Genomic DNA, 21,009 nt, shown 5'->3' on the forward strand with positions numbered 1-21,009 from the left:
GTCGCGGGCCGCGCGCCGCGTGACGGAGAGCCTAGTACTCGGGATCCCGCGGTCCGCGCTCGACGACGCCGGGGTCCGCGCTCCCGACGGCGTTCGGGTCGCTCGCCGTGAGGGAGTCGTGGAGGTCCGGGATGTCGGCGAGCGACGGGCCGGTGTCGTCGCTCGGGGGACGCGGTGCCGGACCGGCGCCGCCCGCCGAACGCGCCGCCCGTCGCGCGCGGTCGGTCGCGTCCTCGTTCGCGGCGTCGTCGCGCTTCGCGGCGACGCGGTCGCGCGAGCGATCGAGATCCGCGGCCTCGTAGTGTTCGACGGCGGCGTCGAGGTGCGTCTCCACCGCCCCGTCGTCCTCGCGGCGGGCGAGGAGCGCGAGGCGCTCGTGACGCTGACCGCGGAGGTGATGTCGGATCTCGTCGGCGCGCGTCTCCGGGATGTCGTACGCCGCGAGCGCGTCGAGACCGTCCTCCAACACCCCGACGGCCCCGGCGTGGTCGCCCGCGGCCGAACGCGCGTTCGACGCCACGACCGTCCGACTGTAGAGCGGGTCCCAGGGCGCCACGTCGTCGTCCGGGCAGGACGCGGCGACGTCGCGGGCGCGCTCGAAGGCTGCGATGGCGAGCGCGTGGTTCGTCGCGCTCTGGTGGCGGTGGCCGACGGCGCGCGCTCGCTCGTAGCGCGCGCGGACGCGGATCCAGTCGAGGTCGGCGGGGACGGCGGCGAGCGCACCCTCGTAGCAGAGCTCGTCCGCGCGGGCGTCCGTTCTGCCGGTCTCGCCCGTCCAGTAACAGGCGTTGGCGAGCACGTACCGGAAGGTCTCCCGCGAGCGGCGGCTCGCGGGGCCGCAGAGCGCGCGCCACGCCGCACCGCGTTCGCGGTACTCGGCGGTGACCGCTCGGTCCTTCAGCCGAGCGTAGTCGTCGTCGCCGCTCTCGTGCGCCCCCGCGACGTCGCGGGCGTCGTCGATCCCGCGGTCGCGGGCGAGCGCGGCGAGCCAGTACGCTCGGAAGCGGCCGTCGCCGCGGTGCGCGAGTCGGACGAGGTCGTAGCCGAGGGCCCGGACGGTGTCGAGGCCGTGGACCGCGACCAGATCACCGAGGGCGTCGAGCGCGTCCACCTCGCCGATCTCGGCCGCCGAATCGAGGCCGTCGACGAGCGCCTCGAAGGCTTCGGGACCGGTGACCGCGAGGCCGTTGGTACCGCGCGCGGCGGCGCGACAGAGCGCGTATCGGCGGGCGTGCAGCTCGTCGGAGGCCGTCCCGCTCGCGTCGGCGAGCGCGTCGACGAGCGCGACGATCCCCTCGGTGTCGAGGGCGTGCGCGCAGGCGTGGACGGCGGCGACGGCGGTTCCACGGGCCGCGACGAGCGAGCGCGCGGCGTCACCGTCGCCGCGGAGGGCGTCGGTCAGGGCGGCGCCGAGCGTCGGGCCGAGGAGGGGGATCGCGCTCCGGCCGTCCTCGGCGGTCAGTCGGAGGCGGACGACGCCCGCGCCGTCGGGCACGACGACGATGAGGCGATCGTCGCCGTCCCCGTCCTCGCGCGTCATGCGCACGCGCTCGTCGGGCGTCGACGCCGTGACGTCGCTGGGTAGTCGGCAGTCGTAGCGCCGGCGCGCGTCGTCGCCGCTCTCGTGCGCCCCGGCGACGCGCGAAACCGTGGCGTCGCGGCCGTCGGCGAGCGTGTGCGTCCAGCGGAAGCGTTGCGCCATTCGTCTCCCCGAACGGGCTCGTCGGGTTTCACCCCCTCGGATCGCGCCCGACCCCCGGTGGCCGCGGCGCGACGTGCCGATTCCCCGGAGCACAATGGGGACGGGGCGCATAGATGAGGTATGATCGAAGACGACAGCGTCGCGCTCGTCACGGGTGCATCGTCGGGGATCGGTGCGGAGACCGCCGTCCAGCTCGCCGAGGCCGGCGCGGACGTCGCGCTCGCCGCGCGCCGCGAGGGGCGCCTTCGAGAGGTCGCGGACCGCGTCGAGGCGACGGGCAGCGAGGCGCTCGTCGTCCCCGCGGACGTCAGCGAGCGCGACGAGGTCGTTCGCATGGTCGCCGACACCGTCGACGAGCTCGGCGGGCTCGACGTCCTCGTGAACAACGCGGGCGTGATGCTCCTCGAAGCCGTCGCGGACGCCGACCCGTCGAACTGGCGGACGATGATCGAGGTGAACCTCATCGGGCTGATGAACGCCACGAAGGAGGCGCTCCCGCACCTCCGCGAGGGCGGCCACGTGATCAACGTCTCGTCGGTCGCGGGCCGCGTCGCGGGCGAGACGTCGAGTGGATACAGCGCCACGAAGTTCGGCGTCAACGCCTTCACCGAGGGGCTCCGCCAGGAGGAGGCCGACAACGGCCTGCGGACGACGCTGATCGAACCCGGATTCGTCGAGACCGAGCTCGCCGATCACATCCCCGACGAGGACATCCAGGACCACACCGAGGAGATGCTCGCGGAGATGGACGTCCTCCAGCCCGCGGACATCGCGCGCGCCATCGTCTACGCGACCGATCAGCCCGAACACGTGAGCGTCAACGAGCTCATGGTGCGTCCGACCGGCCAGGGACAGCCGTAACGCCACGGCGCGTCCGTCCCTCGGACGGTACGGGACACGCGTCGTCGTGCTCGGAGCGGGCTTTCGCCACCGCTTTACTCGCGGGCCGCCCAGTGAGCGGTATGGAACGGCTCCGTGACGCCCTGACGGGCGGCGAGGCGGGCGTCGCGCTCTTCGTCGACGGCCCGAACGTCCTGCGCGACGAGTTCGACGTCGACTTGGACGACGTACTGCACGCGGCCCGCGAGGAGGGACGGCTCGTCGTCTCGCGGCTCTACCTCGACGAACACGCGACGCCCGGCCTCATCCAGGCGGGCGAGGCGCGCGGCTACGACGTCCGCGTCACGAGCGGTGACGTGGACGTGAAACTCGCCGTCGACGCGACCGAACTCGTCCTGAGCGAGCACGTCGACCTGCTCGCCATCGCCTCGCGCGACACCGACTTCAAGCCCGTCCTGGAGAAGGCCGGGGAGAACGGCGTCGGGACGCTCGCAATCGCGCCGGGCGAACACGGCCGCTCGGACGCCCTGCGAAACGCCGCGGACGACGCGCTCGTCCTCGAAGAACCGGGCGGGGAGTAGGTCCGACGCCCCGAGCGGCGACGCGGCCGATGACGCGAGCGACGACGCGATCCGGAGCGTCGAGCGGCCGAACGGGTCGGGTTTTTCCTCGTGGAACCCCGACCATCGGTATGCGCGATCTAGGGACCCCCGTCCTCGACGACCACCTGCACCTCGACCGCGACGGCGCGCGCGGCATCGACGCCGTCCGGGAGTTCGCGCGAGCGGGCGGTACGCACCTGCTCGTCGTGAACAAGCCCTCGTGGCACCTCGGCGTCGAGGCGGACGTCGGCGCGGACTTCCGGCCGGTCTTCGAGGAGACCCTCGGGATCGTCGCGGACGCCACCGCGGAACTCCGCGGGCGGGCGTGGCCCGTCCTCGGGGTGCATCCCGGACTGCTCTCGCGGCTCGTCGACGAGCGCGGCTTCGCGCCCGACGAGGCCGCCGAACTGCTGTGCGCGGGCCTCGACGTCGCCGCGGAGTACGCCGCCGACGGCGAGGCGGTCGCGCTGAAGTCCGGGCGCCCACACTACGAGGTGAGCGACGAGGTGTGGGACGCCTCGAACCGCGTGCTGCGCCACGCCCTCGACTGCGCGGCGGAGACGGGCGTCGCCCTCCAGTTGCACACCGAGGCCACGGAGGATCTGACGGACGTCGCGGCGTGGGCGGAGGCGGCCGGCGTGCCGCCAGAACGCGTCGTGAAACACTACGCGAGCGGGACGCTCGCGGGCGTGACGAAGAGCGTGATGTGCGAGAAGGAGTACCTGAACGAGGCGGTCGCGTCGGACGAGCCGTTCTTGATGGAGACGGACTACGTGGACGACGCCGACCGGCCGGGCGCGGTGATGGGGCCGAAGACGGTGCCCCGGCGGGTAGCGTGGCTCCAGGAGCGCGGCGACGATGCGGCGGTGCGCCGGGCGCACGTCGAGACGCCCGACGCGGTTTACGGCATCGACACCACCGCGACGCTCGACTGACGGCGCGAGGCGGGCGTGCGAGCGCGTGACGCGCCGTCGCGCATAGGAAAGGCATTTGTCCCGCGCTCCGGACGTATGGGGTATGAGCGACACCGAGGAGGAGTTCTACTCCGCCGAACGCTGGCAAAACTGGCTCGATCGACTCCGCGACGAGGACCTCGATCCCGAGGACGAGGACTCCGCGCGCCTGCTCTACAACCTCCAAGACGACGTCGCCATCGCCGTGGCGAAGATCGTCTCCGCCCACCAGGACGACGAGATCACGCAGGACGAGGCGGTCGCGGAACTCGAATCCATCCGCGAGGTCGTCCTCGCCGAACCCGAGTTCGACGACGAGGACAAGCGGATGCTCGTCGAGGGCGTCCAGACGAGCCTCGTCGCCGTCTTCTACTCTGCGGACGTCTACGTCTCCAACGGCGCCGCGGAGGACGCCAGCGTCCAGGAGTACGTCGAGGCGGCCGCGGCCGCCGAGCAGGACGAGGAGTTCGATCGCGCACTCGATCTCGTTGCGGGCGCGGGGTCGCGCCTCTTCGAGGGCGACGAGATCGACCTCTCCATCACGGAGGAACTGGAGTACGGCCCGCTGACGGACTGGCTGAGCGGACTCGACAGCCTCCAGAGCGCCCTCGCCGACCCGGAGGTCATCGAGGACGACGAGGAGTCGGCGTAACCGCCGGGTTTACGACTACGCCGGCCGAAAGCCGTGCCAATGAGCGATCGGAGGGCCGTCGCCGGACTCATCGGCGCGGTGTTACTGTTCGGCATCCTCGTCATCTCCCTCTCCCTCTATCAGGCCCAGGTCGTTCCAAGCGAGAACCAACGCGCGGAGTTCGAACACAGCCAGCAGGTCCAAAACCAACTGGAGGACGTCCGAAACGCGATCCTCCGAACGGCGTGGTCGGGGAACAGCCAGCCGACCTCGGTGACGCTCGGTACACGCTACCCCAGCCGGACCGTCGCGGTCAATCCGCCGCCCGCGACGGGCCAATTAGCGACGGCGGAGTTGGGGAACGTCACGGTCACGAACGTTCGCGCGGCGAGCGGGCCGGAGGGGTTACAAGCGTACTTGCAGAGTAAGGGCCACACTCTCACCTACCCGACGAGCGCGCTCGTCTACACGCCGGACTACAACGAGTACCGGAACGCGCCGACGACCGTCTACGAGAACACCCTCCTCTACAACACCTTCACGAGCGGCGGCGATCCGCGCTCCCTCCCGCTCACGAACGACTCGCTCGTCTCGGCGTCGGGCGATCGCGTCTCGCTCGTCGTCCTCCAGGGCGACTACGGCGAGACCGGGATCGGAAGCGCGACGGTCGATCCCGAGTCGGTGAGCAGGCCGAGCGGCGGCACCTACGTGAACGGCTCGTTGAACGTCTCGCTCCCGACGCGCTACCCGGTGAGCGGGACGGGTACGACGTGGAGCGACCTGCTCCCGCGGAGCGAACTTGGAGGTGACGGCCGTGTGAACGTCTCGGCGACGAACGCGACCCTCCGAATCGGGGCCGTGAGTGTGGGGGGTGAAGCGACGAGCGAGCCGGCGTACGTCACGCGGGAATCGGCGCAAGCGTTGCGGGTGTCCAGCGGTGAGACCATCAGCCTCAGTGTACAGGCGCACGACCAGTACCTCAATCCTTACGCGGGAATGATAATAAACGCGAGTACAGATGGCGGAGAGATCCAAGATACGAGCCAGATTACAAACAGGAACGGAAAAGCGAGATTCGACTACACGGCTCCGGAAACGAGCGGTACGTACAGTGTGAACGTCTCGTTCGGGCCGAACGGGACCGACGGCCCACGAGTGCAGCGGACGAACTTCACGGTGACCGTTCCCAGCAGTACGAGTGATGACGAAAATAACGATCCCAACGATAGAGAGACGTTAATTTACAACGGCGACGCCGGGCCGTACAACGGAGGAAGTACGATTCAATTTACGATGACTGCGTCTGAAGCCGCCACAATCACGAAGATCAGCGTTTCCCTCCCGTCGAGCGATGCGACTCGGCTTCAGGATCAGAGTAGTGGGCAGCCGGAAATACACATCGGAGATGGCTACTACGACGCCAACGACGATAACACAGCGAACAACGACCTCACCTACTATCCTCTCGGCGAAACCGTCTCGCTGACGAGCGATGCAACGATCGAGGCGAGCGAAGAAACCGTCGTACGTCTACAACGGTTCCAGAAGCCAAGTGGTACCGGACAAGGAAACGGCTGGCCCCCTTGGGGTAATCCCGGACAAGGTAACGACAGGGTCGAACCGGTTGACGTGCAGAACGAGCCTGTCCGAATCACGTTCACGTTCTCCGACGGATCGACGCAAACGCTCTCGTTCCAGAACGGTGCATATTGAGGGTCTCTCACCTCCGAATCAGGTGTGAATAACCCGATTCTATCGGCATCATTGAGCCCAGGAATCACTAATCACTTGGCCTCCGACCAGACGGTCCTTCGTATTCACCGTACCCTTTAGGCTCTCTGCCGACTAACGCGACGGCATGAGCGACGAGCGCACGGTCGCCGGGTTGATCGGCGATACTGTTGTTCGGGATGCTCGTGATCGCGCTGTCGCTCTATCAGGCGCAGGTCGTGCCGGCGTCGAACGCGCGGGCGGCGTTCCGGCACAGCCAGACCGTCCAGAATCAGCTCGTCGAGGTGCGAAACGCGATCCTGCGGACGTCGTGGTCGGGCGACGCCCGGCCCGGCCCGTCCCGGTGACGCTCGGGACGCGCTATCCCGGTCAGACGAACGGGCGGAACCCGCCGCCGGCGACCGGACGGTTGGCGACGGAGAACTTCTCGGGGCGCTCGGAGATCGTCGTCCTACGCGGCGACTACGCGGAGAAGGCGTCGGGAGCGTCGCGCTCGATCCCGCGCCGGTGAGCACGCCGCAGGGCGGACTGATCGCGCGGGGGCCCGTGCGCGTCTCCGTTCCGACCGCGTTCCCGGTGGCCGCGGGGACGAGCGCGACGGCGTCGTGGCAGCGGCTGCTCTGCGGCGACGGCGTGACCGTGTCCCCGTCACGAAGCGACGTCTACGCGTCGTAGCGTCCGCGGCGTTCGTCACCCGTCGAAGCACCTATCGACAGACACATACGCCAGTTTCGTGAATGACAGCCCATGACAGCCGTCGGCATCGACGCGGTCGAGGTCTGGACCGGTAAGTTGTCGCTCGACCTCGCCGAGACGTTCGCCCCGGAGCAGGGCGACGATCCGGCGAAGTACACGAAGGGATTGGGGCTCCGCGAGAGTTCGTTCCCCGACGCCCACGAGGACATCGTGACGATGGGCGCGAACGCCGCGTACCGACTGATGGAACGTAAGGGACTCGCTCCCGACGACGTCGGCCGGATCGACGTCGCCACCGAGTCCGCGTTCGACAACTCGAAGCCCGTCTCCACCTACATCGCGGGCTGCCTCGAACAGGTGTACGAGGGCGACTTCCACCACGCGAACAAGGGCGAGCGGAAGTTCGCCTGCATCGCGGGCACCCAGAGTCTGGACGACGCGTGCAACTGGATCCGCGCGGGGCGACACCGGGGGCGGGGCGCGCTCGTGATCGCGAGCGACACCGCCCTCTACGAGCGCGGCGACGCGGGCGAGGCGACGCAGGGCGCGGGCGCGGTGGCGATGTGGGTCACCGAGGACCCCTCGCTCGTCGCGCTCTCCGTCGAACAGGGGTACGGGTCGGCCGACGAGACGGACTTCCTGAAGCCCAATCAGCAGTTCCCGAGCGTCGACGGGAAGCGCTCGATCAAGGTCTATCTCGCGCGGATGCGCGAGGCGCTGGAGGACTTCGAGAGCGTCGCGGGCCGCGTCGAGCCCGACGACTACGCGTACGCGCCGTTCCACACGCCGTATCCGGGGATGGTACGCAAGGCCGCGCTCTTGGCGTACCGACACACGATCCGCGGGACGGACGTCGAGGACGCCCTCGCCGCGGACATCGGTCGCCAGCCGCGCCGCGAGGCGTTCGACGACGAGGGCGCGTTCGAGGACGCCGTCAGCGACTACACGGACGCGCTGAAAGAGCGTCCGGAGTACCGCGAGTGGTACGACGCGCGCATCCAGCCGACGCTGGCGCTCAGCGAGCGCGTCGGCAACTGGTACACGGGGTCGGTCCACCTCGCACGCCTCTCGGCGCTCCGCCACGCCGCGCAGAGCGGGCGCGACCTCGCGGACGAGGAACTGCTCGTCGCCTCCTACGGGTCGGGCGCGCAGGCGGAGGTGCACGCCGAGACGGTCCGCGAGGGGTGGCGCGAGGAGATCGACGCGCTCTCGATCTTCGATCGCCTCGGGGCTCGGTACGACCTCACGTTCTCGGAGTACGAGCGGGTCCACGACCGTCACAACCACGCGAAGCAGTCCGAGATGGCGGCGTTCACCACCCCCGAGGACGAGTTCGTCTTCGACGGCTGGGGGCCGATGAACGAGCGGACGTACCGATACGTGGACTGACGCGGTTGACGCGATCGCGTGGGCTGACGAGACCGCGTGAGAACGAGCGGGCGGAAGCGTGGCGCGGAACGGAACCGGAACCGAGACGCGCCGAGCGCCGGTCGGAACGACGGCGCGCTCGACGCTTAGTCGGCGATCGAGCGGAGCGCGTCGAGCATCTCGTCGACCGGGGTGGTACAGACGGCGAGGGAGAACCCGTCGCGCTGGGCGAGTCGCGGGGCGTGCTCCCAGAGGTCCGCCTCGTCCAGCCCGTGGAGGAGAACGGCGTTCGGCGTCGGGTTGACGACGCGGAGCGCGACGAGCGGCGACTCGCCGCGCGTGACGCCGGTGAAGCCGAGAATGCGGTTCGTCGACTGGCCGTAGAGCCGGTAGAACTCGTCGCTGGTGAGTCGAGTGATGGCCTTGATGCTGTCGATGATGGTGTGTCCGCTCACGCGGTCGCGATCGCCGGAGACGATCTCGGTCGCGCCGATGGCGTCGTAGACGTCCGCGAGCGGGACGGTCGCCGGATACTCGCGGAGGTCGAGGACGACGTCGCTCTCGAAGCCCGCGGAGAGGACGCGGGCGTACTGCCGGATCCGATCGCCGCCACGGCGCTCGTCGATGTCGAGGAGGGCGACGACGAGCCGGGAGACGAGACCGATCCCCGGGCTCTCACGGCGTCCGCTCTCGTAGTCGGAGATGACGGAGGAGGAGACGTCGAGCTGGTCGGCCAGCTCGGTCTGCGAGACGTCGAAGTCGGTGCGCCACTTGCGCAGTGTCGCGCCGGGATCGTCGCTGAGCGTGATCTCGCCCGCGATACGCTCCGCGAGGCCGGCGCGCGCGTCCGAATCCATACGCCCCTCAACCCGATACGTGACCTAATGCGTGTCGGAGCGGGTTCGACAGGTGCCGATACACCCTCGACCGGCTCAGTCGCTCGTGAGCGCGGCGAGGGCGCCGCCGATGGCCCCGAAAGCGACGGGGTAGACGACGCCGGCGAGGACGAGCCCGAGGGCGACCGCGGGCCCCATCCACGCGCCGTCGGTCGTGACCCGGACGGCGAAGACGCCGATCCACGCCGGGATCGCGTAGCCGAGCGAGACGACGGTCCCGCAGAGCGCGCCGTCGCGGGGCGCGGCGAGGCCGACGTAGCGGACGAGGACGACGCCCGCGACGAGGAGGAACAGCGGCGGGAGGACGTAGAGCAACTGGGGGGCGTTGCCGCTCGCGATGAGGTTCGTCGTCGCCCGCCCGCCGCCGAGCGCCGGGCGCGTGAGGTCGACGAAGTGCGCGTTGTAGAAGAGCCAGCCGACGACCTTCCACGCGGGGATCGCCTGCCCGCCGACGAGTTCGATGATCGCGTTGAGCCCTTCGAGGTTCTCGCGCACCCGGTTCGCCTGCCAGAGGTAGACGACGAGGAACTCGAGAGCGAAGGCGACGGCTCCGGTGACGGCCGCGGGGAGCCACGGGACGGCGCGCGACGTGTCGTGTGCCATGACCCGCACTTCGTCGGGTGGCACGAAAGGCGTTGCGTCGGTTTCGAGCGCCAAACGATCTCGCGGGATGCCGGACGCGTGGCGCGCTCGACAGCCACCAAGCTGAAACCGGGTCCGGCCGAACCGTCGGACACGATGGTCGACGTCTCGCGTCGACGGGTCCTCGGTGCCGCGACCGGAGCCGCGCTCGCGTGGGGGACGACGGGAACCGCGAGCGCCGCCGGAACGGGATCGGGGCGCGACTGGCAGCCGGTGGACTCGCCGACCGACCGGGCGCTCCACGGCGTCGCGCGCGCGGGCGATCGGACGTACGCGGTCGGCGGCGGCGGCGTCATCCTCGAACGCACCCCCGACGCGGGCGAGTGGCGCGTCCTCACGGCGAACGGCCCGGACGGGAACGGATCGAACCTCCACGCCGCCGCGAGTGACGGCGAGCGCGTCTGGATCGCGGGCGCCAGCGGCGCGCTCGCGGTCGTCGACGCCGCGACGGGCGACGTCACCACCCACCGCGCGCCGGACGACGTGACGAATCAGTTCACGAGCGTCGCGCTCGAACCGGGCGACGGGACGAGCGTCTACGTCGCCGATAGCTCCGGGCACGTCCACGTCTCGACCGGGGAGCGCGAGCGCGAGCGCGATTGGACGCACGCGACGCCCGGAAGCGGGGCGGCGATTCGGGACGCGACGGCCGCCGACGGACGCGTCGTCGCGGTCGACTCGAACGGGGACGTCTTCGAGACGCGCGATGGGGCATCGTGGGACCGGATCGGAATCGACGACGCGGACGCGACGCTGCGCGGCGTCACCGTCGCCGGCGGAACGGTGCACGCCGTCGGCGGCGCGCTCTACAGCGAGACGGCGGACGGATGGGACGACGCCGATCCCTGCGAGGCGACGCTCGCCGCCGTCGAAATCGGTTCGTGTGGCTGCGTCTCCGCCGTCGGGGCCGACGGGACCGTGCTCCACCGTCCCGGACGCGACATCCCTGCGGGGGCGACGCTGGCGAGATGGCTCGGGCGTTGGGAGACGACGCGACCCGTCCAGACGGAACTCGACGCGCTCGTCCTCGGCACACCGGCTATCGCCGTCGGGGCAAACGGCACGATCATCGAGCGCTGACGACTCGACGCGACAGTGGGCGACGCGCGTCCCCCGTTCTCGATCGACGGTCGACGGGCGACGCCGCCCGAGCGACCCCCGGACCCCGAACGGGCGGCGATCGGAGACGACGCGGCTCCACAAGAGTGATGCCCCGAGGCGACCCAGCGACCGTATGGCTCTCAGTATCGATCCCGGTCAACTCGGGCTCCACTTCGGCTCTGGTGCCGTCATCGGCGGCGTCACGGGGTTCGCCGCGAAGAAGGTCGCGAAGCTCATCGCCGTCCTCATCGGCATCGAGCTCGCCCTCTTCGCCTTCCTCGAATCGCGCGGGATCCTCGTCGTGAAGTGGGACCGCCTCAGCGCCGGCCTCCTCAGCGCCGGTCAAGACGCCGCGTCGTCGACGCCGCCCTCGTGGCTGATGTCGATCCTCTCGACGCTCTCCATCTCCGCCGGCTTCACCGGCGGGTTCCTCGTCGGCTTCCGAAAGGGGTAGGCCGAGCACGTCCGCGATCCGCGAGTCCGGAACGTCGGCCGCGTCGTGCGGTCTCGACCGTACCCGTGTCCTTTCTCGCCGCCGTGACGCTCCCTCGATCGATCGCGCGCCGATCGGTCACCTCGTTGATCGATCAGCGCGTTCGCAGGTCGTCCTTGTCCTTGATGACGCGCGTCTCCCCCTCGCCGCTCGTGACCTCCGCGACGAGGTCGTAGAGCTCGTTTCGCATCCCCGCGGGGAAGGTGAGGACGCCGACCCACGAACCGTCCGACTGCCACTCCTCGCGTTCGAGCTCGCCGAACTCCCGGATCTGCGCCTGGCCGGAGCCCGCGTAATCCGCGGGGAGGCTGACCGCGACCGTCACCTCCTCGAAGCGGATCGGGATGACCGGCCGGAGCGCGTCGAGCGCGTCGTCGACCTGCGCCTCCACGGGCTCCATCGGGTCGACCGTGAACCCCGCCTGTTCGAGCGCGGACTCGATGCGCTCCGGCGGGTGGGGCGCGTTGTCCATCTGCGGGTTCACGGCGTTGCGCGCGATGGTGTTGACGAGCTGTCTGCGCTTTCGCTCCTGCATCTCCTCGCGTTGCTCGGCCGTGATCTGGATCTCACCCCGCTCGATGACCTCGGGGATGATCTCCATCGGATCCGTCGTCCCGAAGACGGTCTCCAAGTCCTCCTCCGCGGGCCGATCGCCCCGCGAGGCGTTCTCGAAGACGTCGCGCGCGGCGATGACGTCCTCCAGTTCGCCGTCGAACTCCCCGCGCTTGATGGCGAGTGCGGCGTCCGGGTCGACGAGCACCTCGAAGCGCTCGCCGTGCGACTCCAAACGGGCCGTCACGGCCTCGTCGAGCGAAATCATGTCCGACAGTTGCGGCGGACGGTTGAAGGCCTTTCCGGGGAAGACGTGGTTCCGGAGGAGCCACGAGTACGCGAGCGGTGAAACCGCGAGTCGTGAGCGGCGCGATTCCATCCTCCGGTACGGATATGACAGGGGCGTTCAAACGGTCGACCGCTGGCGCAGTTGCGCCAGCGAGAGACATGTCTGTAGGTTTGCTTTCGATTTTGGCGGTTTTGCTAGCTCTGTTTGGAGGGTCGCTGTTCCTCCTCAATAGCGTCCGTGACAACTGGGACACGCTGGATATGGAGATTGATATATTCAGATTCGTTCGTTTCCAGTTGCGTGCCAGTCGTTCCGACGGGGACTGAAGCCGCTCGGAAGACTGGGGCCCACCGGGGGCCGTTTCGTGGTCTCGTCTCAGAGCGTCGCCACTCCGCGGTCTGAAAAAACGGGGGAGGTGTGGTGGGTTATTCGGACTGCTCGTCCGCGTCCGCGTCCGCGTCGCCCTCGTCGTCCTCAGCGAGGAGGTCGTTCTCGACGAGGTACTCCTCGATCTCGTCGTTGGTGAGCTCGATGAACGAGCCGGATTCGGCGTCCACGGTGGCGACGCCGATCCCCTCAGGCGTCAGGCCGTCCTCGTGGACCTCGCCGAGGCCGGCGAGTGCGAGGCCGACGGCGTCTTCCAGTGCGACGTCCTCGCTGTACTCGTCTTCGAGGTGCTGTTGGATGTCGTCGCGGCCCGACCCGATAGCGAGCGCCTTCCACTCGTTGGGCGTGCCCGAGGGATCGGTCTCGTAGAGACGGGGTTCGCCGTCCTCGATGCCGCCGATGAGGAGCGCGACGCCGAACGGGCGCGCACCGCCGACCTGCGTGTACTGCTGGATGTGGTCGGTGATGTCCTTCGTGAGGCTCTCGACGCCGATCGGCTCGTCGTAGCGCACGCGGTTGACCTGCGAGTCGCGGCGCGCGAAGTCGATGAGCTGGCGGGCGTCGGCGACGTGCCCCGCGGACGCGATGCCGATGTGGTTGTCGGCCTTGTGGATCTTCTCGACGCTCGTCTCCTCCATCAGGGGCGAGCGGATGCGCTTGTCGACGACGAGCACCACGCCGTCCTTCGCGCGGACGCCGATCGAGGCCGATCCGCGCTTGACGGCCTCACGCGCGTACTCGACCTGATAGAGTCGGCCGTCGGGTGAGAAGATAGTGATACCTCGGTCGTACGCTTGCTGTTGGGCTTGTCCCTGCATGATGTGTCACTCCAAATCAGCGCGAGTCGCGCCCACGAACCCACCGTCGACGGTGACGTCGACCAGGCCGTCGCGGCTGACGGCCTGTGCGGTGGCGTTCCTGAACACGACGGCTTCCTCTGCCGAATTTTCACGCGCGCGTCCTAAATACCTTTCTTCACCGGCACGGACCGTGCCCGAGACGCCCCGTACGCGGACCCCTACGGGGTCGTCGCGCACGGCGTCGACGCACGCGAGCGCCGCCCGCGCTTCCGAGACGTACCCCCGGCGCGCGCGGACGACCGCCTCGCCCTCCCCGGCGTCGAACTCGTAGCTGAGGACGCGGAGGTCGGCGTCCGCGCTCGCGGCGTCCCCGAGGAGGTTCTGGGCGGCGAACCAGACGCTCCGCTGGAAGTCCCGCCGGGAGACGTCGGCGTTCGGCCACGTCTCGATCCCCACGAGGAGGTAGCGCCAGCGCGGGCGGAGGTGTTTCGGGAGGTGTTTCACGGTTTCCCCGCGCGTCCCTCAGCGCTCCGTGTCATGTCGTCCGCGTTCGAGCCCCGGCGCAATGAAGTCGGCGGAGCGCCGCCGGCGGTTCCGCTCGGCGAGGACGCCCCACTCCGCGAGGCCGGCCTCGATCGCCGCGGCATCGAAGCCGATCGCTTCGCCGAGCGCCCGGAGCTCCCGCGGTGCGCGCATCTGGAGGTGCGACCTCGGCGACCCCGAGACGACGTAGGGGACGTCGTACTGCTCGACGAGCTCGCGGAGCTTTCGGAGGCCGCGCAGCGCCTGCACGCGCGGGCCGCCGGACGCGCGCAACACGTCCCCGAGGTCGAACTCCACGCGGACGTCGTGGTCTGCCGCGGCCCGCGCGATGACGTGGTTGACGTCGCCCCGTCCCGCCATCGGCTTCGTCAGGACGTCGACGCGCTCCTCCTCGGCGGCGAAGCGGTTGAGCTTCGGCGTACCGCCGCGCACGCAGAGCACGGTGTGCGCGCGACGCGCTTCGCTGAGCGGCCCGCTGGCGCCGGTCGGATCGTCGGCGACGATCTCCGCGGCGTCCACGACGTCGACGTCGTGCGCCTCGCGGACGGCTGTCGCGTCGAACGCCGGGTCGGCCTCTTCGGTGTTCCGGACGACGACGCCGTCGAACCCCTGTCGGGCCGCCGTCGCGGCGAAACGCCGGACCGTGCTCTCCCCGTCCGGCGTCGCGGTGACCGCCTCGTACATACGGACGGGGACGCGCGGCGCGCGCTAAAGCGGTGCGGTCTCACCGCTACGGTTTTGACGGTTCGTGCCGAACGTTCCCACGTGACAGACGCCGACCCGACCGACGTCGACTGGGAGGACCCCGAGCGTTGCCCGTGGTGCGGCGCCGCCGTCCGCGACGGCGGCGCGGGCTTCATCGAACACGTCGAGGAGCACCCCGACTGCGCGGCCGCCTTCGAGACGTGGCGCGAGAACATCGCCGACGACATCGGTGGCGAGTGGACGTCCTGAAGCGTCAGGCGAGCGCCTCGCGGGCGTTCTCCACCGCGGCCTCGCGCGTCGCCGGGTACGCCTCGACCTTCGCGCGAAAGGAGATGCCCTCACCGAGTCGGCTCTCGCCGCCGAACGCGGCCTGCTTGTCGAGGTGCGCCATGAACGCGCAGTTCTCGTTCACCCGCTGGTCGAGTTCCTCGCGCAGGCGGTCGACGTCCGCGCCGTCGCGCAGGCGGTCGAGGACGTGGCGGATCCCGTCCGCGTTCTCGACGCGGGCCGACAGCACCACGATCCGATCGCCGTTGTGTCCGGTGCTCTCCGCGCGCTGGACCTCGAACTCCTCGGGGAGGAAGTGTCTGAGCGCGCGCTCGACGCGCGCCTCGTCCTCCGTGTCGTAACAGAACGTGCGCAGGTCGACGTAGTGGAAGGGGACGCTCATGGGCGTTCGGACGCGCCCGAGCGGCAAAAGGGTACGACTCTCGGGGTCGGTGCGACTAGTCCTCGCCGGCGGCTTCGAGGTTGTCCTCGGGGACGCCCTGCTCCTGTCCGTCCTCGAAGGCGACGGTGTAGTTCGCGTCGCCGAACATCGTCTCGACCTTCTGCGTGATCTCGCCGGTCTCGCCGTCGAACTCGCTGTGCTCGTCGTGGAGGACCACGGAATCGCCTTCTTCGAAGCTCATACTCCGCGTTCGGTGTGGGCCACGCAAAAGCGCCCCGATTCCCCCTCAGGACCCGAGGAGCCGACGGGCGACCGCCGGCCCCGTCTTCCGGAGGATGTTCAGGCTGATGACGACGAGCATCGCCGTCACGACCCAGTCGAAGCGACGCTCGTCGAAGCCGACCCGGCGCAGCGCCGTTCCGGCGAGCAGGCCGACGAGCGTCACGACCGCGAGCGCGCAGCCCAACCAGAGTCGATACGTCGTCAGGAGGTCAGTGAAGAACGCCATCTGGACGATCCGCGCCGTGAAGACGACCGTGAACACCATTGAGAGCCCGCCGATGTAGCGCTCGCGGTCGCGCTCGAACGTGTGGAGGTAGGCGGGGAGGAGCGGCCCGAGGTTCGCCACCGCGAGGAAGAACCCCTCCAAGAGCCCGAAGAGCCCGAGCAACACCGGGTGGTGCGCGCCCTCCACGACGACGAACGACGTCGCCACCTGATAGGCCGCGTAACCGAGCAGGATCACGCCGATAACGAACGGGACGAGCGGTCCCGTCGAGACCGACGCGAGGACGTAGACGCCGACGACGCTCCCGACGAGCGCGAGCGCGACGAGCTGCCACTCGCGTCTAACGTAGGCGAGGCCGGTGTTCGTCTCGCCCACCTGGAAGACGTTGATCATCCACGGGGGGATCGCCAACACGACGACGGCCATCGTCGGATCGATCACGGACGCGAATATCGGCGTCGTGATGAGCGCGTAACCGAAGCCGACCGCGCCCTTCACCGCGCCCGCGATCACCGCGACGACGAGTAGGAACGCGAACAGGAGGGGCGTCACACCGCCCTGAATCCCCCTCGCCACGCTCTCCGTCCCCGGGAAGAGGACGACGCTCCCGGCGAACACGGCGAGCGCCGCGAACGCCATCAGCAGCTCCCGGTACCGCAGCTCTCGGAGGTTCCTAACGAACGTCGCCGCGCGGGTCGCCGAACTCACCATCTCTCTGTGGCTCACCGTACGCGTTCGGGACGGGAAACCCCCTCAGAGCAGGCGATCACCGCGCGAAGCCGCGACGGGATTCGTCGACCGGATCAGTGGTCTGTATCGCTGTTCGGGGCCGCTCAGACGCCTACGACCGCGCGCGCACTCGTCGCCGGTCCCGGAGAGTATTGCGACGCCGCGGACCCCACAGCACCTCGCTTCGATCGACGCTCGCGTTCGGGCCGCCCGGGACGTCTCGGGGGAACGATGTCCGCGGCACTCGCTGGTCGCGTCGCCCCGGGTTCGACGCTCTCGCCCGCGAGGCTGTCACGCTACCCCCACTCGACGCCGTCTCGCGCCTCGGCGTCCCAGCGTCGCAACACCGCCCGGGCGTTCCCCGAGTGGTAGCCGAAGTAGACGCCGTCGGCCTGCGCTTCGACCGTCTCGGCCGCGGCCGCGAGCGCGTCCACGTCGGGGTCGACCGCGTAGAGCTCGACGCCGAGGCGAGCGTCGAGGTCCGTCAATCGGTCCGCGAAGCCGGAGGCGAGGCTCTCCAGCCAGTACGTCGTCCCGTACGCCGTGTCGTAGAGCGGGACGACGAACTCGTCGACGTGCGCGGCGAGCGCTTCGAGGTCGATCCCCGAGCGCGCGAACAGGTGCCCCGGATACGGGTCGGGGTGGAGCGTGAGGTAGAGATCGCCGGGGACGCGCTCGGCCGCCCCCGCGACGAACGACGTGAGCACCGACGCACGCCACGCCGCCCACTCGTCGTACTCGCTCTCCGCGAACGCCCCCTCGCAGCGCTCGCAGTGACAGAAACCGGGGCCGGGAAAGCCGACCTCGTCGAGACGGACGTCGCCGCTCGCGCGCGTGCACGCCTCGATCACCTCGTAGAGTCCGTTTCGGTACCCCTCGTCGCTCGGGCAGACGTGCCCCGAATCGAGGTCCGGGTGGTCCGTCGTCGCGGGCCGCCCCGACGAATCGACGGCGACGGCGTCGTCCTCGGTCGCGGCGCTCGCCGTATCGGCGAAACAGGAGACGAGGTTGACGGCGCCCTCGACGGGTTCGCCGTGCTGGCCGGTGACGCGTTTGACCTCGTAGAATCCGACGTCGAACTCCGACCACTCGATCTCCTCGGCGTTCCGCGTGACGATACCGTACATGTACACGGATCGGGGACCCGGCCGCCTAAAGCGTTCGTTCCGCCGAGGAGCGTACCGATCGGGCGCCGATCAGTCGATACGGTCGATGTCGTCCTCGGGTGCGCCACCCGCGACGAGCTTGTAGACGAGGACGATCAGGACCAGTGCCAGGGCGAGCTTGATGGACGTGCGCATATCCACTCGCTACACGTCGGGCCACTATACCTTTTCGGGACGCCGGTCTGGCGTCTCAGACGGCGAGGTGGTCGGTGATCTCCTCGCGGACGATCGTCTCGCAGTACGCACAGCGGACCCCCTCGTCGAGGACGTCGAAACGGGTCTCGACCGGCTCGCCGGCGTTCGTGATGCAGTGGCGGTTCGGACAGCTGAGGAGCCCGGCGACCTGCTCGGGGGGTTCGATCTCGGTCTTCTCCGCGACCTCGTACTCCCGGACGATGTTGACCGTCGCGTCGGGCGCGATGAGCGAGAGGACGTCGAGTTCGGCCTGGCTCATCTCGCGGCCCTCGACTTTCACGATGTCCTTGTGTCCCATCGTCTCGCTCGGCACGTTCATCCCGAGGCTGACGCCCTCGCCACCGCTCCCATCGATACCGAGGATGGCGAGAACGTGGAGGGCCTCGCCGGCCGGCACGTGGTCGATGACGGTCCCGTCGCGGATCTTCGAGATGCGGAGTTCGGTGTCCGTCCCCGTCATTCCGCGTCACCCCCCTCTCGGAGCAGGAGATCGAGCAGCGCCATCCGCACCGGGACGCCGTTGTGCGCTTGCTCGAAGTAGGTCGCGTTCGGCGACGCGTCGATCTCCGGGTCGATCTCGTCGATCCGCGGGAGCGGATGCATCACGGCAAGGTCGTCCGACGCGGCCCCGAGCGTCTCCGCGTCGATCCGGTATTCGCCCGCCACCTTCTCGTACTCCTCCTCGTCCGGGAAGCGCTCGCGCTGGATCCGCGTCACGTAGAGCACGTCGAGCTCGGGGAGGACGGCGTCGAGGTCGTCGTGCTCGCGGACGTTCGCCCCGGCCTCGTGGAGGTCGTAGCGGACGGATCGCGGCAGCCGGAGGCTCTCCGGGCTGATGAAGTGCTGACGGACGTCGAAGTTCGTCAGCGCGTGCGCGAGCGAGTGGACCGTTCGCCCGTACTTCAGATCGCCCATGACTCCGATCGTGAGATCGTCGAGACCCGCGTTCTCATCGATCGTGTAGAGATCGAGGAGCGTCTGACTCGGGTGGTGGCCCGCGCCGTCGCCCGCGTTCACGAGCGGAACGTCGACGAACTCGCTCGCCATCCGCGCCGCGCCCTGACTCGGGTGTCGGAGAACGATCCCGTCCGCGTACCCCTCGACGACGCGGGCGGTGTCCGCGAGCGACTCGCCCTTCTTCACCGACGAGTCCTCGACCGCCCCCATGTCGATGACGTCGCCGCCGAGGCGCTTCGCCGCGGTCTCGAAGCTCATCTTCGTCCGCGTGCTCGGCTCGAAAAAGCAGAGCGCGAGCAGCGCGCCGGGGTGCCGGTCCGCGTGCGCGGCGGGATCGTCCGCGAACTCCCGCGCGCGCGCTAAGACCGCCTCGATGTCCGCCCGCGAGAGCTGTTTCGCGGTCAGCAGGTGGTCGTGGCGCATCGTCACTACACCCGCGCGGGGACGCCTTGAAGCTCCCGAACCTTTGTATCGGATGGGGGCGCCACCCGTGGGCATGCTTGCCATCGCGGGCGGGAAGGGCGGCGTCGGAAAGACCACGACGGCGCTCTGCCTCGCGGACGCCTACGTGCGCCGCCGCCGTCGACCGCTCGCCGTCGACGCCGACCGCGGGATGCCGAACTGCCACCTCTACGCGGGGACCGCGGGTGAGCGCGGCGTCGCCGACATCGCCGCCGGCGTCCCCATCGATGCGGCCGCCGAACCCGCGGCGGCCCCGCCCGGCGTCGACGTGCTCGCCGGGGGCGATGCCGACCCCGAAACGTACCTCGACGCGCTCCCGGCCGATCGGCCGGTGATCCTCGACACCGCCGCCGCCGGCGCGGGCGCGGACGTCGGCGCGGCCCTCGCCGCCGCCGACGCCGCCGTCGTGGTCGCGACCCCCGACCGGGACGCCGTCCGAGACGGGCTGAAGAGCGCCGCGCTCGCTCGGGCGCTCGGCACACCCGTCGTCGCGTGCGTCGTCGTCGCAACCGCGGGCGACGTGACCGGGATCGAGCGCGTCGTCGAGGCGCTCACCGCGCCCGTACCCGCCGCCCGTGACCCGCTCACCGACGTGGCCGTGGCAGTCGCTCACGGCCGCGTCGCGGGGGTTATCGGTCCGAACGCTTAACAATACGATCGCCCCTATTTGAGTAGCATGGCGGATCGGCTCCCCACGGGAATCGACGTGCTCGACCGGAAGCTCGGCGGTGGGCTCCCGGCCGGGAGCCTCGTCGTCTACGAGTCGCCGCCGGCGAGTCAAGGGGAGCTGTTACTCCACGAGTTCGCCGCCGCCCGCGACACCCTCTACCTGACCGCCGACCGGACCGAGGACGCCGTCGTCGACGCCTTCGAGGACGCCGCCGTCCCACCGGAGACCCCCGACGTCCGCTACCTGGCGAGCGACTCCCCGCTCGACGACGGGCGCCGGCTCTTCCGGAACGTCGGCGAGAGCGAGACGCTCATCGTCGATCCCGTCGACGCCCTCGAACGGAGCGATCGCGCCCGCTACGAGACCTTCCTCTCCGAGCTCCAGAACCACATGCACAACACGGGGAGCGTCGCCGTCCTCCACGGCCTCCGCGGGGGCTACGTCCCCGAACTCCGCGACACGACGATCCACATCGCGGACGTCACCTTCCGCCTGCGCACCGAGATCTCCGGCGGAGACGTCGAGAACTCACTCTCGGTCCTGAAGTTCCGCGGCGGGAACGCACTCGACGAGACGATCAAGCTCAACCTCGGCGACCGCGTCGGGATCGACACCTCGCGCGACATCGCCTGACGCGTCGCTCGCCGCTCGTCCGCGTCGATAGAAGGGCACGCTGGGGGGCCGGCGTACGATCGCCGTCAGCGCCCGTTACTCCGCCGTC

At 69.7% G+C, this 21,009-nt stretch carries 27 protein-coding genes; 14 read left to right on the top strand and 13 right to left on the bottom strand.

All coding sequences use genetic code 11. The annotated features are described in order from the left end of the window. Positions 1-31: 31 nt before the first annotated feature. On the bottom strand, positions 32-1,702 hold the full coding sequence (locus J2754_RS04210) for a hypothetical protein (RefSeq protein WP_211086762.1): 1,671 nt from the start codon (positions 1,700-1,702) through the stop codon (positions 32-34). A gap of 120 nt (positions 1,703-1,822) precedes the next feature. Here J2754_RS04210 and J2754_RS04215 point away from each other — a divergent pair, with 120 nt between their 5' ends. From J2754_RS04215 to hmgB, 9 genes are all read left to right on the top strand, one after another. Further along, positions 1,823-2,563, top strand: a complete 741-nt coding sequence (locus tag J2754_RS04215; protein WP_188878042.1) for an SDR family oxidoreductase — start codon at positions 1,823-1,825, stop codon at positions 2,561-2,563. Positions 2,564-2,664: 101 nt separating this feature from the next. Further along, a complete protein-coding gene (locus J2754_RS04220) occupies positions 2,665-3,123 on the top strand; it encodes an NYN domain-containing protein (RefSeq protein ID WP_188878043.1) in 459 nt (152 codons plus the stop codon). Between the two features lie 110 nt (positions 3,124-3,233). Then, positions 3,234-4,079: a TatD family hydrolase gene (locus tag J2754_RS04225; protein ID WP_188878044.1), complete on the top strand. Its 846-nt coding sequence runs from the start codon at positions 3,234-3,236 to the stop codon at positions 4,077-4,079. 82 nt (positions 4,080-4,161) lie between these two features. Further along, positions 4,162-4,749 (top strand): DUF2150 family protein, encoded by a 588-nt coding sequence (locus J2754_RS04230; RefSeq protein ID WP_188878045.1) that lies wholly within the window; start codon positions 4,162-4,164, stop codon positions 4,747-4,749. 39 nt (positions 4,750-4,788) lie between these two features. Then, the gene (locus J2754_RS04235) at positions 4,789-6,441 is read left to right on the top strand and encodes an Ig-like domain-containing protein (RefSeq protein WP_188878046.1); all 1,653 of its coding nucleotides are present in this window, start codon (positions 4,789-4,791) and stop codon (positions 6,439-6,441) included. A gap of 203 nt (positions 6,442-6,644) precedes the next feature. After that, a complete protein-coding gene (locus tag J2754_RS04240) occupies positions 6,645-6,806 on the top strand; it encodes a hypothetical protein (protein ID WP_188878047.1) in 162 nt (53 codons plus the stop codon). Continuing rightward, positions 6,803-6,970 carry a hypothetical protein gene (locus J2754_RS04245; protein ID WP_188878048.1) on the top strand — a complete coding sequence of 56 codons (168 nt, stop codon included), beginning with the start codon at positions 6,803-6,805 and terminating at the stop codon, positions 6,968-6,970. The genes J2754_RS04240 and J2754_RS04245 overlap by 4 nt, the downstream gene beginning before the upstream one ends. Continuing rightward, entirely contained in the window at positions 6,967-7,134 is a 168-nt protein-coding gene (locus J2754_RS04250; protein ID WP_188878049.1) for a hypothetical protein, read from the top strand. Before J2754_RS04245 ends, J2754_RS04250 begins: the two co-directional genes overlap by 4 nt. Before the next feature lie 72 nt (positions 7,135-7,206). Further along, complete coding sequence (hmgB, locus tag J2754_RS04255; RefSeq protein WP_188878050.1) at positions 7,207-8,544, top strand: hydroxymethylglutaryl-CoA synthase; 1,338 nt, start codon at positions 7,207-7,209, stop codon at positions 8,542-8,544. Between the two features lie 125 nt (positions 8,545-8,669). On the opposite strand, the gene J2754_RS04260 is transcribed toward hmgB, so the two are convergent. Continuing rightward, entirely contained in the window at positions 8,670-9,380 is a 711-nt protein-coding gene (locus J2754_RS04260; RefSeq protein ID WP_188878051.1) for a helix-turn-helix domain-containing protein, read from the bottom strand. Positions 9,381-9,455: 75 nt separating this feature from the next. Next, entirely contained in the window at positions 9,456-10,022 is a 567-nt protein-coding gene (locus J2754_RS04265; protein WP_188878052.1) for a DUF7978 family protein, read from the bottom strand. 135 nt (positions 10,023-10,157) lie between these two features. Between J2754_RS04265 and J2754_RS04270 the strand changes: the two genes are divergently transcribed. Both J2754_RS04270 and J2754_RS04275 read left to right on the top strand, forming a co-directional pair. Beyond that, on the top strand, positions 10,158-11,141 hold the full coding sequence (locus J2754_RS04270) for a hypothetical protein (protein WP_211086763.1): 984 nt from the start codon (positions 10,158-10,160) through the stop codon (positions 11,139-11,141). Between the two features lie 154 nt (positions 11,142-11,295). Beyond that, positions 11,296-11,616, top strand: coding sequence for an FUN14 domain-containing protein (locus J2754_RS04275; protein ID WP_188878054.1), 321 nt, complete (start codon positions 11,296-11,298; stop codon positions 11,614-11,616). A gap of 133 nt (positions 11,617-11,749) precedes the next feature. Here J2754_RS04275 and J2754_RS04280 read toward each other — a convergent pair whose 3' ends face one another. From J2754_RS04280 to J2754_RS04295, 4 genes are all read right to left on the bottom strand, one after another. Beyond that, complete coding sequence (locus J2754_RS04280; RefSeq protein ID WP_188878055.1) at positions 11,750-12,475, bottom strand: ribosome assembly factor SBDS; 726 nt, start codon at positions 12,473-12,475, stop codon at positions 11,750-11,752. Positions 12,476-12,921: 446 nt separating this feature from the next. After that, positions 12,922-13,701: an archaeal proteasome endopeptidase complex subunit alpha gene (psmA, locus tag J2754_RS04285; protein ID WP_188878056.1), complete on the bottom strand. Its 780-nt coding sequence runs from the start codon at positions 13,699-13,701 to the stop codon at positions 12,922-12,924. A 6-nt stretch (positions 13,702-13,707) separates the two neighbouring features. Next, entirely contained in the window at positions 13,708-14,187 is a 480-nt protein-coding gene (locus tag J2754_RS04290) for an Rpp14/Pop5 family protein (RefSeq protein WP_211086764.1), read from the bottom strand. Positions 14,188-14,205: 18 nt separating this feature from the next. Beyond that, on the bottom strand, positions 14,206-14,910 hold the full coding sequence (locus J2754_RS04295) for an RNase P subunit p30 family protein (protein WP_211086765.1): 705 nt from the start codon (positions 14,908-14,910) through the stop codon (positions 14,206-14,208). An 81-nt stretch (positions 14,911-14,991) separates the two neighbouring features. On the opposite strand from J2754_RS04295, the gene J2754_RS04300 reads away from it, so the two are divergent. Continuing rightward, positions 14,992-15,180 (top strand): DUF7501 family protein, encoded by a 189-nt coding sequence (locus J2754_RS04300; RefSeq protein ID WP_188878059.1) that lies wholly within the window; start codon positions 14,992-14,994, stop codon positions 15,178-15,180. Positions 15,181-15,184: 4 nt separating this feature from the next. Here the strand turns inward: J2754_RS04300 and J2754_RS04305 are convergent, their stop codons facing one another. From J2754_RS04305 to pyrB, 6 genes are all read right to left on the bottom strand, one after another. Then, a complete protein-coding gene (locus J2754_RS04305; RefSeq protein ID WP_188878060.1) occupies positions 15,185-15,601 on the bottom strand; it encodes an RNA-binding protein in 417 nt (138 codons plus the stop codon). A 55-nt stretch (positions 15,602-15,656) separates the two neighbouring features. Then, a complete protein-coding gene (locus J2754_RS04310) occupies positions 15,657-15,842 on the bottom strand; it encodes a DUF1918 domain-containing protein (protein WP_188878062.1) in 186 nt (61 codons plus the stop codon). 45 nt (positions 15,843-15,887) lie between these two features. After that, entirely contained in the window at positions 15,888-16,748 is an 861-nt protein-coding gene (locus J2754_RS04315; RefSeq protein WP_211086858.1) for a TSUP family transporter, read from the bottom strand. A 386-nt stretch (positions 16,749-17,134) separates the two neighbouring features. Further along, positions 17,135-17,965 carry a hypothetical protein gene (locus J2754_RS04320; protein WP_188878063.1) on the bottom strand — a complete coding sequence of 277 codons (831 nt, stop codon included), beginning with the start codon at positions 17,963-17,965 and terminating at the stop codon, positions 17,135-17,137. Between the two features lie 229 nt (positions 17,966-18,194). Further along, complete coding sequence (pyrI, locus tag J2754_RS04325; protein WP_188878065.1) at positions 18,195-18,659, bottom strand: aspartate carbamoyltransferase regulatory subunit; 465 nt, start codon at positions 18,657-18,659, stop codon at positions 18,195-18,197. Further along, entirely contained in the window at positions 18,656-19,579 is a 924-nt protein-coding gene (gene pyrB / locus J2754_RS04330; RefSeq protein WP_188878067.1) for an aspartate carbamoyltransferase, read from the bottom strand. Before pyrB ends, pyrI begins: the two co-directional genes overlap by 4 nt. A 73-nt stretch (positions 19,580-19,652) precedes the next feature. Between pyrB and J2754_RS04335 the strand changes: the two genes are divergently transcribed. Both J2754_RS04335 and J2754_RS04340 read left to right on the top strand, forming a co-directional pair. Continuing rightward, positions 19,653-20,267 carry a nucleotide-binding protein gene (locus J2754_RS04335; RefSeq protein WP_188878068.1) on the top strand — a complete coding sequence of 205 codons (615 nt, stop codon included), beginning with the start codon at positions 19,653-19,655 and terminating at the stop codon, positions 20,265-20,267. 27 nt (positions 20,268-20,294) lie between these two features. Then, complete coding sequence (locus tag J2754_RS04340) at positions 20,295-20,921, top strand: RAD55 family ATPase (RefSeq protein ID WP_188878070.1); 627 nt, start codon at positions 20,295-20,297, stop codon at positions 20,919-20,921. The last annotated feature ends 88 nt before the right edge of the window (positions 20,922-21,009 follow it).

This window comes from Halarchaeum nitratireducens (genome assembly GCF_017874695.1).
In the GTDB taxonomy this organism is placed as follows: domain Archaea; phylum Halobacteriota; class Halobacteria; order Halobacteriales; family Halobacteriaceae; genus Halarchaeum; species Halarchaeum nitratireducens.

What these genes read in the sequence shown, in the direction of transcription:
- J2754_RS04210 (WP_211086762.1), bottom strand. Translation starts at nt 1,702, where the DNA reads ATGGCGCAACGCTTCCGCTGGACGCACACGCTCGCCGACGGCCGCGAC.
- J2754_RS04215 (WP_188878042.1), top strand. Translation starts at nt 1,823, where the DNA reads ATGATCGAAGACGACAGCGTCGCGCTCGTCACGGGTGCATCGTCGGGG.
- J2754_RS04220 (WP_188878043.1), top strand. Translation starts at nt 2,665, where the DNA reads ATGGAACGGCTCCGTGACGCCCTGACGGGCGGCGAGGCGGGCGTCGCG.
- J2754_RS04225 (WP_188878044.1), top strand. Translation starts at nt 3,234, where the DNA reads ATGCGCGATCTAGGGACCCCCGTCCTCGACGACCACCTGCACCTCGAC.
- J2754_RS04230 (WP_188878045.1), top strand. Translation starts at nt 4,162, where the DNA reads ATGAGCGACACCGAGGAGGAGTTCTACTCCGCCGAACGCTGGCAAAAC.
- J2754_RS04235 (WP_188878046.1), top strand. Translation starts at nt 4,789, where the DNA reads ATGAGCGATCGGAGGGCCGTCGCCGGACTCATCGGCGCGGTGTTACTG.
- hmgB (WP_188878050.1), top strand. Translation starts at nt 7,207, where the DNA reads ATGACAGCCGTCGGCATCGACGCGGTCGAGGTCTGGACCGGTAAGTTG.
- J2754_RS04260 (WP_188878051.1), bottom strand. Translation starts at nt 9,380, where the DNA reads ATGGATTCGGACGCGCGCGCCGGCCTCGCGGAGCGTATCGCGGGCGAG.
- J2754_RS04265 (WP_188878052.1), bottom strand. Translation starts at nt 10,022, where the DNA reads ATGGCACACGACACGTCGCGCGCCGTCCCGTGGCTCCCCGCGGCCGTC.
- J2754_RS04270 (WP_211086763.1), top strand. Translation starts at nt 10,158, where the DNA reads ATGGTCGACGTCTCGCGTCGACGGGTCCTCGGTGCCGCGACCGGAGCC.
- J2754_RS04275 (WP_188878054.1), top strand. Translation starts at nt 11,296, where the DNA reads ATGGCTCTCAGTATCGATCCCGGTCAACTCGGGCTCCACTTCGGCTCT.
- J2754_RS04280 (WP_188878055.1), bottom strand. Translation starts at nt 12,475, where the DNA reads ATGATTTCGCTCGACGAGGCCGTGACGGCCCGTTTGGAGTCGCACGGC.
- psmA (WP_188878056.1), bottom strand. Translation starts at nt 13,701, where the DNA reads ATGCAGGGACAAGCCCAACAGCAAGCGTACGACCGAGGTATCACTATC.
- J2754_RS04295 (WP_211086765.1), bottom strand. Translation starts at nt 14,910, where the DNA reads ATGTACGAGGCGGTCACCGCGACGCCGGACGGGGAGAGCACGGTCCGG.
- J2754_RS04305 (WP_188878060.1), bottom strand. Translation starts at nt 15,601, where the DNA reads ATGAGCGTCCCCTTCCACTACGTCGACCTGCGCACGTTCTGTTACGAC.
- J2754_RS04310 (WP_188878062.1), bottom strand. Translation starts at nt 15,842, where the DNA reads ATGAGCTTCGAAGAAGGCGATTCCGTGGTCCTCCACGACGAGCACAGC.
- J2754_RS04315 (WP_211086858.1), bottom strand. Translation starts at nt 16,748, where the DNA reads ATGGCGTTCGCGGCGCTCGCCGTGTTCGCCGGGAGCGTCGTCCTCTTC.
- J2754_RS04320 (WP_188878063.1), bottom strand. Translation starts at nt 17,965, where the DNA reads ATGTACGGTATCGTCACGCGGAACGCCGAGGAGATCGAGTGGTCGGAG.
- pyrI (WP_188878065.1), bottom strand. Translation starts at nt 18,659, where the DNA reads ATGACGGGGACGGACACCGAACTCCGCATCTCGAAGATCCGCGACGGG.
- pyrB (WP_188878067.1), bottom strand. Translation starts at nt 19,579, where the DNA reads ATGCGCCACGACCACCTGCTGACCGCGAAACAGCTCTCGCGGGCGGAC.
- J2754_RS04335 (WP_188878068.1), top strand. Translation starts at nt 19,653, where the DNA reads ATGCTTGCCATCGCGGGCGGGAAGGGCGGCGTCGGAAAGACCACGACG.
- J2754_RS04340 (WP_188878070.1), top strand. Translation starts at nt 20,295, where the DNA reads ATGGCGGATCGGCTCCCCACGGGAATCGACGTGCTCGACCGGAAGCTC.